The sequence below is a fragment of the Euryhalocaulis sp. genome (assembly GCF_013911995.1).
Classification (GTDB): domain Bacteria; phylum Pseudomonadota; class Alphaproteobacteria; order Caulobacterales; family Maricaulaceae; genus Euryhalocaulis; species Euryhalocaulis caribicus.
Genome location: NZ_JACESD010000066.1, coordinates 1 through 13,004 on the forward strand (window position 1 = coordinate 1; position 13,004 = coordinate 13,004).

Sequence of the window (13,004 nt, forward strand, 5' to 3'; positions counted from 1 at the left end):
CCAATATGTATCGCCACCCGGAAGTGAACCGGAAAATGAGCCTGGCGCGCCGCGTCGTCGGCGATCTGTTCCAGCTCTATCTGGCCGAGCCCAATGTCATGCCGCGCGAGTGGCTGCGCCTGGCCGGGGAGCCGAAATCGCTGGAAACCGCGCGAATCGTTTCCGACTACGTGGCCGGCATGACCGACCGCTATGCGCTCGAGGAGCACCGCAAACTCTTCTCCGTCGAGGGCTATTTCTAGGTTTTAGCGGTCTCGGGCGGGGATAAACCGACAAGACCCCTTGCGGCGCGCGGCCTGAAACGCCTTTATCGGACACCTATGGGGAAGACCGGCTTTAAAAAGCTGACGAGGCAGGCATGAGCGAAGAACGCCGCGGCGCATATGCGCCGCCCGTCGATGGCGATGATTATGACGACGAGGGCGGGGGCCGCCGCCGCGGAGCCATCCTGCTGGCCGTCGCGGTCATCGTCCTGATCGCCTTCGCGGGCGTGATCTGGAGCGCCTATAATCAGGGCGTGCGCGAGGGCGGGCGCGACGCGCCGCCGCGAATTGCCGCCGACGAACGCCCCTTCAAGACCGTCCCCGCCGATCCCGGCGGCTATGAGACGCCGGACCAGGACAAGCTGGTCTATGATGAGATTTCGGGCCAGCCGCGCGAGGTTGAGGAGAATGTCTCCCCGCCCGCCGAGGAGCCGATAGAGATGGAATCGCTGCCGCCCGCCGGCACGGAGTCCGAATCCCCGGACGAAGCGCCGGACGGCCTGCGCGGCGACCCGCCGGCGGAAACCGATGCTCCGGCCGAGGCCACGCAGCCCGAGGAAACCCCCGCCGCCCCGGTTGAGGAAGAGCCTGAACCGGAGCCGGAGCCCGAAGCGCCCGCCGAAACCGCCTCCGCCTCCAGCCTGGTCCCGGCCTCCGCCGACGGCCCCTGGCTGGTCCAGATCGCCGCCACGCGCTCGAACGAAGACGCACAGGCCGTCTGGCAGGGTTTCCGCAACAAGGCCGCCGACCTCACAAATGGCGTTCGGCCGGATTATCAACGCGCCGATCTGGGCGAACGCGGAATCTATATCCGCGTCCGCGTCCCGGGCTTCCAGTCCAAGGGCGCGGCGGACGCCTGGTGCGACGAGGCCAAGACGCGCGGTCAGGACTGCATCTCGGTCGCGCGGTGAGCCAGCTCGCCGCGATCTATGGCTGTGAAGGGCTGAGCCTGGGCAGGAAGGAACGCGCCTTCTTCGCCGACGCCGACCCGTGGGGCTTCATCCTGTTCAAGCGCAATTGCGAGGACCGGCGGCAAATCTCCGCCCTCTGCGCCGATCTGCGCGACATCGTTGGCCGCCACGCGCCGATCTTCATCGATCAGGAAGGCGGCCCGGTCGCCCGGCTGCGCCCTCCGCACTGGCGCGAATACCCGGCCGCCGCGCCCTTCGGCGAACTCTACAACATGGATCGCGACGCCGCGCTGGAGGCTTGCCGCCTCAAGCACCGACTGATCGCCCATGACCTTCTGGAGGTCGGCATCAACGCCGACTGCGCCCCGGTTCTGGACCTGCCCCAGCCCGGCGCGCACGAGATTATCGGCAAGCGCGCCTTCTCCCGCGACCCGGACGTGATCGCCGCCCTCGGCGGCGCGGCGCTGGACGGGCTGGAGGCGGGCGGCGTGCAGGGCGTCATCAAGCACATTCCCGGCCATGGCCGCGCCACGGACGACAGCCATCTCTCCCTGCCGAAGGTCGACGCCACGGCGGCGGACATGACGGCTACCGATTTCGCCCCGTTCAAGGCGCTGGCCGCCCGCAACCCGATGGCGATGACCGCCCATATTCTCTACAGCTCGCTTGATCCGGCGAATCCCGCCACTCTCTCCGAATCGATCATTTCTGACGTGATCCGGGGGGATATGGGGTTCGACGGGCTGCTGATGACCGACGATCTGGACATGAAGGCGCTGACCGGCTCGCTGGCCGGCAAGACGGCCGCGGCGCTCGCCGCGGGCTGCGACATCGCGCTGCACTGTTCCGGCGACCTGAAGGCGATGCAGAAAGTCGCCTCGGGTTGTGAGGTCCTGACGGGCGATGCGCGCCGCCGCGCCGACCGCGCCGCCGCCGCGCCGGCCCCCGACGATTTTGATCCGGAAGCCGGCGCCGCCCGCCTGAAAGAGTTGCTAACCCCGGTGGAGGCGATGGCGTGAGCGATTTCGAGGAAGACCTGGATTTCGACCTGCGCGCCGCGAAGGACAAGGAGCCGGACGAGGCGCTGGTCCTGGACCTCGACGGCTATGAAGGCCCGCTTCATGTCCTGCTTGAAATGTCGCGCAGTCAGAAGGTGGATCTGCGCCAGATCTCGATTCTCCAGCTGGCCGAGCAATATCTGAATTTCATCGCCCATGCCCGCGTCCTGCGGATCGAACTGGCGGCCGATTATCTGGTCATGGCGGCCTGGCTGGCCTGGCTGAAATCCCGCCTGATCCTGCCAAAGCCGGAAACGGCTGAGGACGAGGAGGGCGATCCGGAAGCCGCCGCCAAGGCGCTGGCCTTCCGCCTGCAGCGGCTGGAGGCGATGCGCAACGCGGTCGACACCCTGTTCCGCAACGACCAGCTGGGCGTCGACGTTTTCGCGCGCGGCAACCCGGAAGGGCTGCGCCGCAAGACCACCCCCATCTGGCAGGCCGCCCTCTACGACATTCTGAAGGCCTATGGCGCGCGCCGCTCCATCGTCGCCAAGTCCACCGTGCGGTTTGAAACGCCGCCCGTCATGGCGCTGGAGGACGCCCGCGACCGCCTGACCCGGCGCCTGCCGGAAGCCGATGACTGGCGCACGCTGGATTCCCTGCTGCCGCCGGAATCCGCGCTGGGCGCTAAGCCGCCGCCGAAAAAGTCTATTTCCGCCAGTGGCTTCGCGGCGTCTCTTGAGCTTGTGAAAGAGGGCGTGGCGGAGTTGCGCCAGTCCGATGTCTTCGCCCCGCTCTGGCTGCGCCGGTCACAGCCGCGCGATACAGCAAAGGATGATCACGCATGAGCGACGACCCCGTCGATCTCGCCGAGGTGCGCGCCCGCCGCGACACGCGCGACGCCATGTTCGCCGCGGCCGAGGATGACGCGGGCGAACAGCTCCGCATGATGGAGGCGCTTCTGTTCGCCGCCGCCGAGCCGCTGGACGAGGCGACGCTGGCCGCCAAGCTGCCGAAGGGCGCAGACGTGCCGGACCTGCTGGACCGCGTTCAGGAAGCCTATGAGGGCCGCGGCGTGCAGCTGGTCTGCGTTGGCGGGGCATGGCGCTTCCAGACCGCCTCGGACCTCGCCTGGCTGCTTGAGGACGTGCGCGAGGAGCCGCGCAAGCTGTCCTCGGCCGGGCAGGAGACTCTGGCCATCATCGCCTATCACCAGCCCGTCACCCGGGCGGAGATCGAGGAAATTCGCGGCGTCGCCGTCTCGAAAGGCACGATCGACCTCCTGATGGAGATTGGCTGGGTGCGCATGCGCGGCCGCCGCCGCACGCCGGGGCGCCCGGTGACATACGGCACGACAGACGCGTTTCTTTCCCATTTCGGTCTGGAATCGCTGGGCGACCTGCCCGGCAAGGCGGAGCTGAAAGCCGCCGGCATGCTGGATTCCCGCCTGCCCAAGGATTTCGAGGTTCCCGACCCCGGAATGCTGGCCAAGCTGGAGGAATCCCTGACCGAGGATCCGCTGGACGACGATTCCGAATTCCATATGGATTTCATGGACGAAGACACGTCATCGTGAGTGCCCCGCGCGTTGGACGCTCACGCGCCCGTGCGGTATTCATCAAGGCGAAACGGAGCCGCCATTCACGCGCGGCGTTTGATTGAGAGGGTGCGCCATGTCGCCCAGCATCTGGCAAATTCTGATTGTTGTTGTCCTGCTGCTCCTGCTGTTTGGCGGCCGAGGCAAGATTTCCTCCATCATGGGCGACCTCGCCAGCGGCATTAAGAGCTTCCGCTCCGGCCTCAGCGAGGAAGACGAGGAAAAGGAGAAGGAGAAATCCGCTCCGCGCTCCATCCCCGATCACGGCGAGACCATCGACATGTCGCCTTCCGGCGGCAAGGCGAAGGACAAGTCCTCGTCCTCTTCCTGAACCCGTCTTTTGAGGGCCTGACCGGATGATCCCGCAGATCGGCTTTACCGAGCTGCTGCTCGTCGGCGCGCTGGCGCTGATCATCGTGGGTCCGAAGGACCTGCCGCTGATGATGCGCAAGGTCGGCAAGCTCTGGGGACAGGCGCGGGGTCTGGCCCGCGAATTCCAGTCCAGCTTTGAGGAACTGGGCCGTCAGGCCGAGATCGAGGAGCTGCGCAAGGAGGTCGAGGCCCTCAAGCGCGGCGACCCCGTGAAAGATATCCAGAAAGAGCTGGACGAGACCGGAGACGCGGTCATGGCCCCGCTGAACCGCAAGCCGCCCGCCGATGACGCCCATGGAGCCGGCGGCGCGCCGGAGCCCGAAACAAAGGCGGAGGGCGATACGCCGGACGCCGGTGACCCGCCAGAGGATGCGAAGTCCTCATGAGCGGCTCCCAAACGCCCCCGCCCGACATCACGGACAAGGGCGACAGCCCGGACGAGGTGGAGTCCAGCCGCGCCCCGCTGCTGGAGCACCTGACGGAGCTGCGCTCGCGCCTGATCTTCTCCTCGCTGGTGATTCTGGCCGCCTTCATCGTCTGCTTCATCTTCGCCGGCCCGATCTACAAGCTGCTCCTCGTGCCGTTCCAGAACGCGGCCGAGCGCTATAATGACGGGCAGGGGCGTGAGCTGCAGCTGGTCTTCACCGCGCCGCTGGAATTTTTCCTGGTCAAGGTGAAGCTGGCGCTGGTCGGCGCGGTCGTTGTCGCCTTTCCGGTGGTGGCGTGGCAGCTCTACGCCTTTGTCGCGCCGGGTCTGTACAAAAATGAACGCGGCGCATTGCTGCCCTTCCTCGGGGCCATGCCGGTTCTGTTCGCCATCGGCGCGGCGATGGTTTTTTATGTCGTGCTGCCGCTGGTGATGAACTTCGCGTTACGCCAGCAAATCATGGAAGAAGGCATTGTTTCTGTTAGCCTTCTTCCAAAAGTTTCTGACTATTTCTCGCTGGTCACCGCGCTCCTGTTCGCGTTCGGGGCCGCGTTTCAGTTGCCGGTTGTCCTGACGCTTCTGGCCAAGGCCGGCTTCGTCACATCCACGGGCCTGCGCAAATTCTGGCGCTATGCGGTGGTCGTCACCTTCGTTCTCTCGGCCTTTGTCACGCCCCCGGACATCATCTCCCAGACCGTCCTCGCTATCCCGATCCTGCTCCTCTACGAAATCTCCATCTGGTGCGTGAAACTGATCGAGCGGCGGCGAGAGAAAGACGCGGACTGACAGGCAGCGCAAACCCGCCTAGACGCACCGCGGGCGCGCGGCTACACGTGCCCCATGCACGACATCAAAGCCATCCGCAGCGAACCCGAACGCTTCATTGAAGGCTGGGGCAAGCGCAATCTAAGCGAAGACGCCGAAGAGCTGGTCAACTGGCTGATCGCCAAAGACAAAGAAGCACGCGCGGCCGAAACGCGCCGGCAGGAAGCCGAAAAGGCGCGGAACGCCGCTTCCAAGAAGATCGGTCAGGCCAAAGCCTCCGGCGACGAGGCGGAATTCGAGCGCCTGCGGAGCGAAGTCGCGCAATACAAGAAAAATATCGAAACAGAGGGCGAACAGGCCGAGAAATTATCCACAGAGCTTGGGGATAAACTCGCCGGCCTGCCCAATCTCCCCGCCGACAGCGTGCCCGTCGGCCCCGGCGAGGACGATAATGTCGAGGCCCGCAAATGGGGCGAGCCGAAGGACCTCGGTTTCGAGGCAAGGGATCACGTCGCGCTGGGCGAGGGGCTCGGCATGATGGATTTCGAGACGGCGGCGAAAATCTCCGGCTCCCGTTTCGTCATGCTCACCGGCGGCCTCGCCCGCCTGGAGCGCGCGCTCGCCCATTTCATGCTGGATATCCAGACCACCGATTTCGGCTACACCGAAGTTGCCCCGCCTTTCATGACGCGAGGAGAAGCGCTTTATGGCGCGGGACAACTGCCAAAGTTCGAGGGGGATTTATTTTCAACCTCAAAATTGGGCGATCACGTTTTTCAACAGGCTGATCTGCGTGCTCAGGCTGTGGCTAACGTCTTGGAGTCGATAATCGATGATTTTGCTGAGATTGACGTTTTGAGAGAGATGGGTCGACTATCGGCTCAACGTGAAAAGCAGCAGTACTATCTCATCCCCACCGCTGAGGTTCCGCTAACGAATATCGTCGCGGGCCAGATCGCGGACAATGACAGCCTCCCGCGCCGCTACACCGCCTGGACGCCGTGCTTCCGGTCTGAGGCCGGAGCCGCGGGCCGCGATACGCGCGGCATGATCCGCCTGCATCAGTTCCAGAAGGTCGAGCTGGTCTCGGTGACCCGGCCCGAGGATTCCGAGGCCGAGCATGAGCGCATGACTCAGGCCGCCGAAGCGGTCCTGCAAAAACTTGAGCTTCCATATAAAGTTATGACGCTTTCTTCGGGCGATATGGGATTCTCCGCGAAGAAGACCTATGACCTCGAAGTCTGGCTGCCGAGCCAGGACGCCTACCGCGAAATCTCTTCGGTCTCGAACTGCGGGGACTTCCAGGCGCGCCGCATGAACGCCCGCTACCGGGACGCGGACGGCAAGCCGCAATTCGTCCACACGCTCAACGGGTCGGGCGTGGCGGTCGGTCGCGCCATGGTCGCCATTCTGGAGAACTTCCAGAACACGGACGGCACGGTGACAATCCCCGAGGCCCTGCGCCCCTATATGGGCGGGCTGGAGCGGCTGGAGCCGGCGGCGTGATTCCCGAAAACCCCCGCATCCTGCTGACCAATGACGACGGCGCTGACGCGCCGGGCCTGCAGACGCTGCAGGCCATCGCCCAGACTCTCTCCGACGATATCTGGACGGTCGCCCCGCGCGTCGAACAGTCCGGCGCCTCGCGCGGCATTTCGCTGCACGATCCGCTGCGAGTGAAGAAGCTGGGCGAGCGTTACTGGTCGGTCACCGGCACGCCGACCGACTGCGTCATGCTGGCTGTCGGTTCGCTGATGGGCGACACGCCGCCGGACCTGATCCTGTCCGGCGTCAATCGCGGCCAGAACCTGGCCGAACACGTCACCCTGTCGGGCACCATTGCCGGGGCCATCGCGGGGATGGAGCAGCGCATCCCGTCCATCGCGCTGTCCCAGACCATGAATTTCCGCGAGCGCGGATCCACCGCCCGCTTCGATACGGCGGAGGCCTTCGCCCCGGACCTCATCAAGCGCCTGCTCAAGGCCGGCTGGCCGGAGAATGTGCTGATCAACATCAATTTCCCGGACGCCGCGCCGGAGGATGTCACGGAAACCGTTGTCACCTCCGTCGGCCGCCGCGACCGCGCCCTGCTGCAGATCGACCGGCGGCAGGACCCGGCGGGCCGCGACTATTACTGGCTGGGTTTCCAGAACAAGCTCTCCACGCCGGGCGAGGGGACGGACCTGGAAGCGGTCTATGCCGGAAAGATCTCCGTCACCCCGCTGCACATGGACCTGACGCATCAGGAAACCCGCGACGCGCTGGCCGCCGCCCTCGGCGGCGGGGAGGAGACGGGCTAGGCTCCCGGACCTTATGGCTCAGGACGCGCCCGACTCCCGCAAGATCCGCCTTCTCATGTCGCTGCGCCGCGCCGGCATATCGGACGCGGCGACCCTGCGCGCCATAGAGCGCACCCCGCGCGACCTGTTCGTGTCCGGCGGGTTCGAGGACCAGTCCTGGGACGACCGCGCCCTGCCCATAGAGTGCGGCCAGACCATCTCCCAGCCCTATATCGTCGCCCTGATGACCGAGAGCCTGAAGCTGGACGACCGCTGCAAGGTGCTGGAGATCGGCACCGGCTCGGGCTATCAGGCCGCCATTCTCGCCCGCATCGCCCGCCGCGTTTACACGATAGAGCGCTACCGCTCCCTGATGGCGGAGGCGGAGCGCCGGTTCCGCGACCTCAAGATCACCAATATCGTCCCGCGCGTGGCCGATGGCGGGAAGGGCTGGACCGAACAGGCGCCGTTCGACCGCATCATCGTCACCGCCGCCGCGCCTTTCCGCCCCGATGCTTTGCTGGACCAGCTCAAGCCCGGCGGAATCATGGTCGCCCCGGTCGGCGCGGGCGAGGTGCAGCGCCTGATCCGCTATCAGAAGGATGAGGAGGGCGAGGTGAGCGAGGAAGAGCTGACCCAGGTCCGCTTCGTTCCCTTGCGCGAGGGCGTCGCCCGCAGCGAGGATCGCCGCTAGGCGCGGTCAGATCGGAAAACCTCGGCCGCTGACCGCTCCCCGCTTTGGCGCGATGGGGATGGGGTCCTTGAGAGTGCGCCGCGTCGGGACGCGGTCAGGGCTTCGGCTTCGACGACGGATGCATGGCCCGTCGCCGGTTAGCGACTGATATCAAGATGCAGGCTGGCGCGGTTTTGGATGCGCGCGCGCTGAAAAATTACTGCGCGGGAGTCAGATAGGGCGCCGGCTCGATCAGTTTGAACCGCGCCGAATGCTCGAAATAATGGCGCAGCGTATAGGCGTGGCCGCTGCCATAAACCAGCAGGATCCTGTCGCCGTCCTCGGCCAGCCGCGCCGCATTGGCGTAGATATGCAGGTTGCGGCCCCACCATTCGCTCATCTCGTCCGCGCCAACGGGATTATCCGCCGACCCGGCCTCGGCCATGTCCAGATACAGGCCGTGGCTCTGGTTCAGCCATTCGGGATCGTTCATCAGGGCCAGCCGCCCGGCCACACCCATCTCCGTCCATTCCGGCGATTCCAGCAGGGCGCGCAGCCCCGCGACGCTGGCCTCGAAATGCGCTTTCAGCTCCGTCTGCCCGGCCGCGTCCATCGCGCCGGTCATGGCGTCGAAATCCATGTCCGCCTTGTGGTCGACGGCGTAAATCCGCTCATGGCCCAGCTTCTTCGCCAGCCGGAACGCCAGTTGCTGGCGTTCATTCCCGGTCAGCGCCGCCTCGCCCTCCAGATAGGCCCGATAGGCCGTGTCGAATTCGGCCTGACGGTCCGGCGTCGCCTCGATCATGATCTTGTCCGGCGCCCATTGGGCCAGCCGGTCGGTTATCGCCTCCAGATCCGCCTGCGGGCCGGGCGCAAGGATATTGTCGTCGGCCCGGCTGACCAGATCGCTGGCCGAGCCCTCGAAATGATAGGTGCCCAGGATCATCGCCTCGCCCTGCGGCCGCGCCTCCGGGTTCATCGCTGCAGCGGGCAGGGCGGCTGTCAGCGCGGCAAGGGCGGCGATCAGGATTGCAGGGCGCATCGGGGTCTCCTTCAGGGCGCTAGGCGTGTTGTTCAGATCAGGGATGCGCCCCGCGCTCGTTTCGGATGCGTCAGGCCTCCGCCGCCACCGCTTTCAGGAACTCCGCCGCTTCCTCTTTCGCCCAGTGGGTCTTCACATCGCCGGGCTTGGTGGATTTCACGTTCAGCGGCTCATCGCCTGTCCGCTCGATCCGCGCGCCGGACGTCACGCCCACGATCTCGCCCGCCGGGTTCAGCAGCAGCGTGGTCGGCATGGCGAACTTCCCGCCGTCCCGCCAGTAGGCGAGGGCGTTCATGTACGCCGCCCGGTCTTCCGACCCGTCCACCCGGACCGGCAGGCGCGTCACGCCCAGCTTCTCGAACTCGGCCCGCGCGGCCTCAAGCGACACTTCGGTATCGCCCATCGGCCCGGTCTGAAGCGCGATAACCTGAATGTCATGGCCTTCCAGCGCCCCGGCCAGCGCATCGAAATCCGGCAGCTCCCACAGGCAGGGCGCGCACCATGTCGCCCACAGGTTCAGCACCGTCCACTGCCCCTCGAAATCCGCCCAGCCTTGCAGCCCGTCCGCCGTCTCGATCGGCGCGTCGATCCGCGTCAGCCCGTCCGGCGGCGCCTGGAATGTCCGCGCGAAGGCCAGGCCCCGCGCCGCCTCCGGCACGCCGTTCAGCGCCGCGCCTTCCGTCTCCGCCGCTTCCTCCGGCGGGCCGTCTTCCAGATAGTTGTTCATGTTCAGGCGGCTGATGATCGCCGAGCCCAGCGCGATCACGAACACGATGGCGAACATGATCCCGATAATGGTGCCTGATTTCACGCCCTTGCCCATTGCGCGCTGCTCCCTTGCCGTGCGGCCTGTCCTGATTCCGTTGACCCGGTTATAGCCCCGTTGCCCGCTCCGCGCGCCCCCCGTAAGGTCGCGCCCGAACGAACCGGACACATTCACCAAGGCGATTCATAAATTCATGAGCGTTCTCGACACCCAGCTCGACCCCGATTCCGAAGACTTCAAGGCCAATGCCGCCCATATGCGCGAGCTGACGGCCCAGCTTCGCGCCAAGACCGCCGACGCCGCCCTCGGCGGATCGGAGCGGTCGCGCCAGCGTCATCTGGACCGCGGCAAGCTGCTGCCGCGCGAACGGGTGGAGCGGCTTCTCGATGTCGGCACGCCGTTCCTGGAGCTCTCCGCGCTCGCCGCCAACGACATGTATGAGGACCACATCAACGGCGCCGGCCTCATCACCGGCATCGGCAAGGTCTCGGGCCGCGAATGCATGATCGTCTGTAACGACGCCACGGTGAAGGGCGGCACCTACTATCCCATGACGGTCAAGAAGCATCTCCGCGCGCAGGAGATCGCGCGCGAGAACCGTCTGCCCGGCATCTATCTGGTCGACTCCGGCGGCGCGAACCTGCCGCATCAGGCCGAAGTCTTCCCGGACAAAGACCATTTCGGCCGCATCTTCTATAATCAGGCGACGCTTTCCTCCGAAGGCATCCCCCAGATCGCGGTGGTCATGGGCTCCTGCACCGCCGGCGGCGCCTATGTCCCGGCCATGTCGGACGAGACCATCATCGTGCGCAATCAGGGCACGATCTTCCTCGGCGGCCCGCCGCTGGTGAAGGCCGCCACGGGCGAGGAAATCTCCGCCGAGGATCTGGGCGGCGCCGACGTCCACGCCCGCAAGTCCGGCGTGGTGGACCATTACGCGGCCAGCGACGAACACGCCCTGACGCTGGCGCGCGACATCGTCGCCAATCTCAACATCCAGAAGGCCGTGGACCTCGATATCGCGGAGCCCGAAGATCCGCGTTTCGAAACGCGCGATCTCGGCGGCGTCATCCCGCAGGACACGCGCCAGCCCTATGACGTGCATGAGGTCATCGCCCGCCTGGTCGACGGTTCCAAATTCCACGAATTCAAGAAGCTCTACGGCGAAACGCTGGTCTGCGGCTTCGCCCGCATCTGGGGCTATCCGGTCGCGATCCTGGCCAATAACGGCGTGCTGTTCAGCGAAAGCGCCCAGAAAGGCGCGCACTTCATCGAACTGGCGGCCCAGCGCGGAATCCCGCTCGTCTTCCTGCAGAACATCACCGGCTTCATGGTCGGCTCGAAATATGAGGCCGGCGGCATCGCCAAGGACGGGGCCAAGCTCGTCACCGCCGTCTCCTGCGCCCAGGTGCCGAAATTCACCGTGGTCATCGGCGGCTCCTATGGCGCGGGCAATTACGGCATGTGCGGCCGCGCCTTCGCCCCCCGCTTCCTCTGGATGTGGCCCAATGCCCGCATCTCCGTCATGGGCGGCGAACAGGCCGCCAGCGTGCTCGCCACCGTCAAGCGCGAGGGCATGGAAAAACGCGGCGAGACCTGGCCGGAATCGGAAGAGGAGGGCTTCAAGGCCCCGATCCGCGAGAAATACGAGGAAGAGGGCAACCCCTACTACTCCACCGCCCGCCTCTGGGACGATGGCGTCATTGCCCCCGAGGACACCCGCCGCGTGCTCGGCCTTGGCCTCTCGGCCTCGCTCAACGCGCCGGTACGGGAGACGAAGTTCGGCGTGTTCCGGATGTAGGCGATGAACCCGCTCGTCGTCGCCTATCTCTATCTCACCGCCGCCATCGTGCTGGAAATCGTTGGCACCACGCTGCTGCAGCAGTCGCAGCAATTCACGCGCCTGCTGCCGACGGCGCTGATGGGGCTTTGCTACGCCGCGTCCTTCTATTTCCTGTCGCTGACGCTGCGCACCATGCCGGTGGGCATCGCATACGCGATCTGGAGCGGGCTCGGCATCGTGCTGATCTCGCTGATCGGGTTCGTATTGTTCAAACAGAAGCTGGACGCCGCGGCGCTCACCGGCATCGCCTTCATCGTGACCGGCGTCGTCATCCTGAACGCCTTCTCGAAGTCGGTTTCGCATTAGCGCCCTTGGCCGCTAGGCTGGGCGCGTTAGATCCAGCAGGGCTTTGAAAGCCACGGGAATAGTCTTGATGATCACTGCCTCGTTTATCGCCGCCGCCCTCGCGCTCACCGCCCAGACGGAGGCGCAGCAGCAGGCCGTGCAGGGCGCCTGCGCCGCGGCGCTGATCTCCACCGGCTATCGCGACGTCTCCTACGGCCCGGCCTTCGAGGACGAGGGCGGGGCGGGGGACCTCCTGATCGTGAAGGGCCGCCGCTCGGCCCAGCCGGTCAAGACCTTCCTCTGCCGCCTCGACCCCGACAACGGCGAGGCCGCCGTCACCCAGATCCCGAACACCTATAAAATCATCATCTCCGACCGCGGCGCCGACGCGATCCAGAACTATCGCCGCAACGACGACGAAGAATAGGAGGCCCCGGCCCCTTTCTCATCAGCCCGGCCGCCGTTTGCGGCATGGAAATTCCGCGGAATTTCCCGAGGAAGTTTGCGTTCTTTGGACCCCGCCTTCGAGACGCCCTTGCGGGCTCCTCAGGCTAAGGGTGGGGAGGTGTGAAGCCCCTCTTTCTCCACCCTTCCCATCACCCTCACCCTGAGGAGCCGCGCCAAGGGCGCGGCGTCTCGAAGGGCCGTCACAGAAGGCAACGCGCCCTCCCTATCACCCACCTGTCATCCCGGACTTGATCCGGGATCCCGGCGAACAAGCGCACAAGCTCCGCCGAGATCCCGCATCTCCGCTGCGCTGCGTGCGGGATGACAATTTAGGGG

15 protein-coding genes and 1 pseudogene are annotated in these 13,004 nt (G+C 65.8%); 14 read left to right on the top strand and 2 right to left on the bottom strand.

Features of this window, described 5'->3' with window-relative positions; genetic code table 11:
- The 11 genes and pseudogenes from H2040_RS13345 to H2040_RS13395 all read left to right on the top strand — a co-directional run.
- Positions 1–242: pseudogene (locus H2040_RS13345) on the top strand (deoxyguanosinetriphosphate triphosphohydrolase); the annotation flags it as partial.
- A 116-nt stretch (positions 243–358) separates the two neighbouring features.
- Positions 359–1,174 carry an SPOR domain-containing protein gene (locus tag H2040_RS13350; protein WP_287158021.1) on the top strand — a complete coding sequence of 272 codons (816 nt, stop codon included), beginning with the start codon at positions 359–361 and terminating at the stop codon, positions 1,172–1,174.
- Positions 1,171–2,193, top strand: coding sequence for a beta-N-acetylhexosaminidase (gene nagZ, locus H2040_RS13355; protein ID WP_287158022.1), 1,023 nt, complete (start codon positions 1,171–1,173; stop codon positions 2,191–2,193). Before H2040_RS13350 ends, nagZ begins: the two co-directional genes overlap by 4 nt.
- A complete protein-coding gene (locus H2040_RS13360) occupies positions 2,190–3,020 on the top strand; it encodes a segregation and condensation protein A (protein ID WP_287158023.1) in 831 nt (276 codons plus the stop codon). The genes nagZ and H2040_RS13360 overlap by 4 nt, the downstream gene beginning before the upstream one ends.
- 56 nt (positions 3,021–3,076) lie before the next feature.
- Positions 3,077–3,748 (top strand): SMC-Scp complex subunit ScpB, encoded by a 672-nt coding sequence (scpB, locus tag H2040_RS13365; RefSeq protein ID WP_051122801.1) that lies wholly within the window; start codon positions 3,077–3,079, stop codon positions 3,746–3,748.
- Between the two features lie 97 nt (positions 3,749–3,845).
- Positions 3,846–4,100 (top strand): twin-arginine translocase TatA/TatE family subunit, encoded by a 255-nt coding sequence (locus H2040_RS13370; RefSeq protein WP_022698923.1) that lies wholly within the window; start codon positions 3,846–3,848, stop codon positions 4,098–4,100.
- Positions 4,101–4,125: 25 nt separating this feature from the next.
- Complete coding sequence (tatB, locus tag H2040_RS13375) at positions 4,126–4,527, top strand: Sec-independent protein translocase protein TatB (RefSeq protein ID WP_287158025.1); 402 nt, start codon at positions 4,126–4,128, stop codon at positions 4,525–4,527.
- Positions 4,524–5,354 carry a twin-arginine translocase subunit TatC gene (tatC, locus tag H2040_RS13380; protein ID WP_287158027.1) on the top strand — a complete coding sequence of 277 codons (831 nt, stop codon included), beginning with the start codon at positions 4,524–4,526 and terminating at the stop codon, positions 5,352–5,354. The genes tatB and tatC overlap by 4 nt, the downstream gene beginning before the upstream one ends.
- A gap of 54 nt (positions 5,355–5,408) precedes the next feature.
- Positions 5,409–6,839 carry a serine--tRNA ligase gene (gene serS, locus H2040_RS13385; RefSeq protein ID WP_287158029.1) on the top strand — a complete coding sequence of 477 codons (1,431 nt, stop codon included), beginning with the start codon at positions 5,409–5,411 and terminating at the stop codon, positions 6,837–6,839.
- Positions 6,836–7,633, top strand: coding sequence for a 5'/3'-nucleotidase SurE (surE, locus tag H2040_RS13390; RefSeq protein WP_287158031.1), 798 nt, complete (start codon positions 6,836–6,838; stop codon positions 7,631–7,633). Before serS ends, surE begins: the two co-directional genes overlap by 4 nt.
- 13 nt (positions 7,634–7,646) lie before the next feature.
- Positions 7,647–8,306, top strand: coding sequence for a protein-L-isoaspartate(D-aspartate) O-methyltransferase (locus H2040_RS13395; RefSeq protein WP_287158032.1), 660 nt, complete (start codon positions 7,647–7,649; stop codon positions 8,304–8,306).
- A 196-nt stretch (positions 8,307–8,502) separates the two neighbouring features.
- Here the strand turns inward: H2040_RS13395 and H2040_RS13400 are convergent, their stop codons facing one another.
- Together H2040_RS13400 and H2040_RS13405 are read right to left on the bottom strand one after the other, a co-directional pair.
- A complete protein-coding gene (locus tag H2040_RS13400; protein WP_287158033.1) occupies positions 8,503–9,327 on the bottom strand; it encodes a DUF5694 domain-containing protein in 825 nt (274 codons plus the stop codon).
- Positions 9,328–9,397: 70 nt separating this feature from the next.
- A complete protein-coding gene (locus H2040_RS13405) occupies positions 9,398–10,150 on the bottom strand; it encodes a TlpA disulfide reductase family protein (RefSeq protein WP_287158035.1) in 753 nt (250 codons plus the stop codon).
- A 136-nt stretch (positions 10,151–10,286) separates the two neighbouring features.
- Here H2040_RS13405 and H2040_RS13410 point away from each other — a divergent pair, with 136 nt between their 5' ends.
- The 3 genes from H2040_RS13410 (at position 10,287) to H2040_RS13420 (ending at position 12,648) form a co-directional block, all read left to right on the top strand.
- Positions 10,287–11,894: a carboxyl transferase domain-containing protein gene (locus H2040_RS13410; protein ID WP_287158037.1), complete on the top strand. Its 1,608-nt coding sequence runs from the start codon at positions 10,287–10,289 to the stop codon at positions 11,892–11,894.
- Between the two features lie 3 nt (positions 11,895–11,897).
- The gene (locus tag H2040_RS13415) at positions 11,898–12,242 is read left to right on the top strand and encodes a DMT family transporter (protein ID WP_022698931.1); all 345 of its coding nucleotides are present in this window, start codon (positions 11,898–11,900) and stop codon (positions 12,240–12,242) included.
- A 67-nt stretch (positions 12,243–12,309) separates the two neighbouring features.
- Complete coding sequence (locus H2040_RS13420) at positions 12,310–12,648, top strand: hypothetical protein (RefSeq protein ID WP_287158038.1); 339 nt, start codon at positions 12,310–12,312, stop codon at positions 12,646–12,648.
- Positions 12,649–13,004 lie beyond the last annotated feature (356 nt).

What these genes read in the sequence shown, in the direction of transcription:
- H2040_RS13350 (WP_287158021.1), top strand. Translation starts at nt 359, where the DNA reads ATGAGCGAAGAACGCCGCGGCGCATATGCGCCGCCCGTCGATGGCGAT.
- tatC (WP_287158027.1), top strand. Translation starts at nt 4,524, where the DNA reads ATGAGCGGCTCCCAAACGCCCCCGCCCGACATCACGGACAAGGGCGAC.
- H2040_RS13410 (WP_287158037.1), top strand. Translation starts at nt 10,287, where the DNA reads ATGAGCGTTCTCGACACCCAGCTCGACCCCGATTCCGAAGACTTCAAG.
- H2040_RS13415 (WP_022698931.1), top strand. Translation starts at nt 11,898, where the DNA reads ATGAACCCGCTCGTCGTCGCCTATCTCTATCTCACCGCCGCCATCGTG.
- tatB (WP_287158025.1), top strand. Translation starts at nt 4,126, where the DNA reads ATGATCCCGCAGATCGGCTTTACCGAGCTGCTGCTCGTCGGCGCGCTG.
- scpB (WP_051122801.1), top strand. Translation starts at nt 3,077, where the DNA reads ATGTTCGCCGCGGCCGAGGATGACGCGGGCGAACAGCTCCGCATGATG.
- H2040_RS13400 (WP_287158033.1), bottom strand. Translation starts at nt 9,327, where the DNA reads ATGCGCCCTGCAATCCTGATCGCCGCCCTTGCCGCGCTGACAGCCGCC.
- serS (WP_287158029.1), top strand. Translation starts at nt 5,409, where the DNA reads ATGCACGACATCAAAGCCATCCGCAGCGAACCCGAACGCTTCATTGAA.
- H2040_RS13420 (WP_287158038.1), top strand. Translation starts at nt 12,310, where the DNA reads ATGATCACTGCCTCGTTTATCGCCGCCGCCCTCGCGCTCACCGCCCAG.
- H2040_RS13395 (WP_287158032.1), top strand. Translation starts at nt 7,647, where the DNA reads ATGGCTCAGGACGCGCCCGACTCCCGCAAGATCCGCCTTCTCATGTCG.
- H2040_RS13370 (WP_022698923.1), top strand. Translation starts at nt 3,846, where the DNA reads ATGTCGCCCAGCATCTGGCAAATTCTGATTGTTGTTGTCCTGCTGCTC.
- H2040_RS13405 (WP_287158035.1), bottom strand. Translation starts at nt 10,150, where the DNA reads ATGGGCAAGGGCGTGAAATCAGGCACCATTATCGGGATCATGTTCGCC.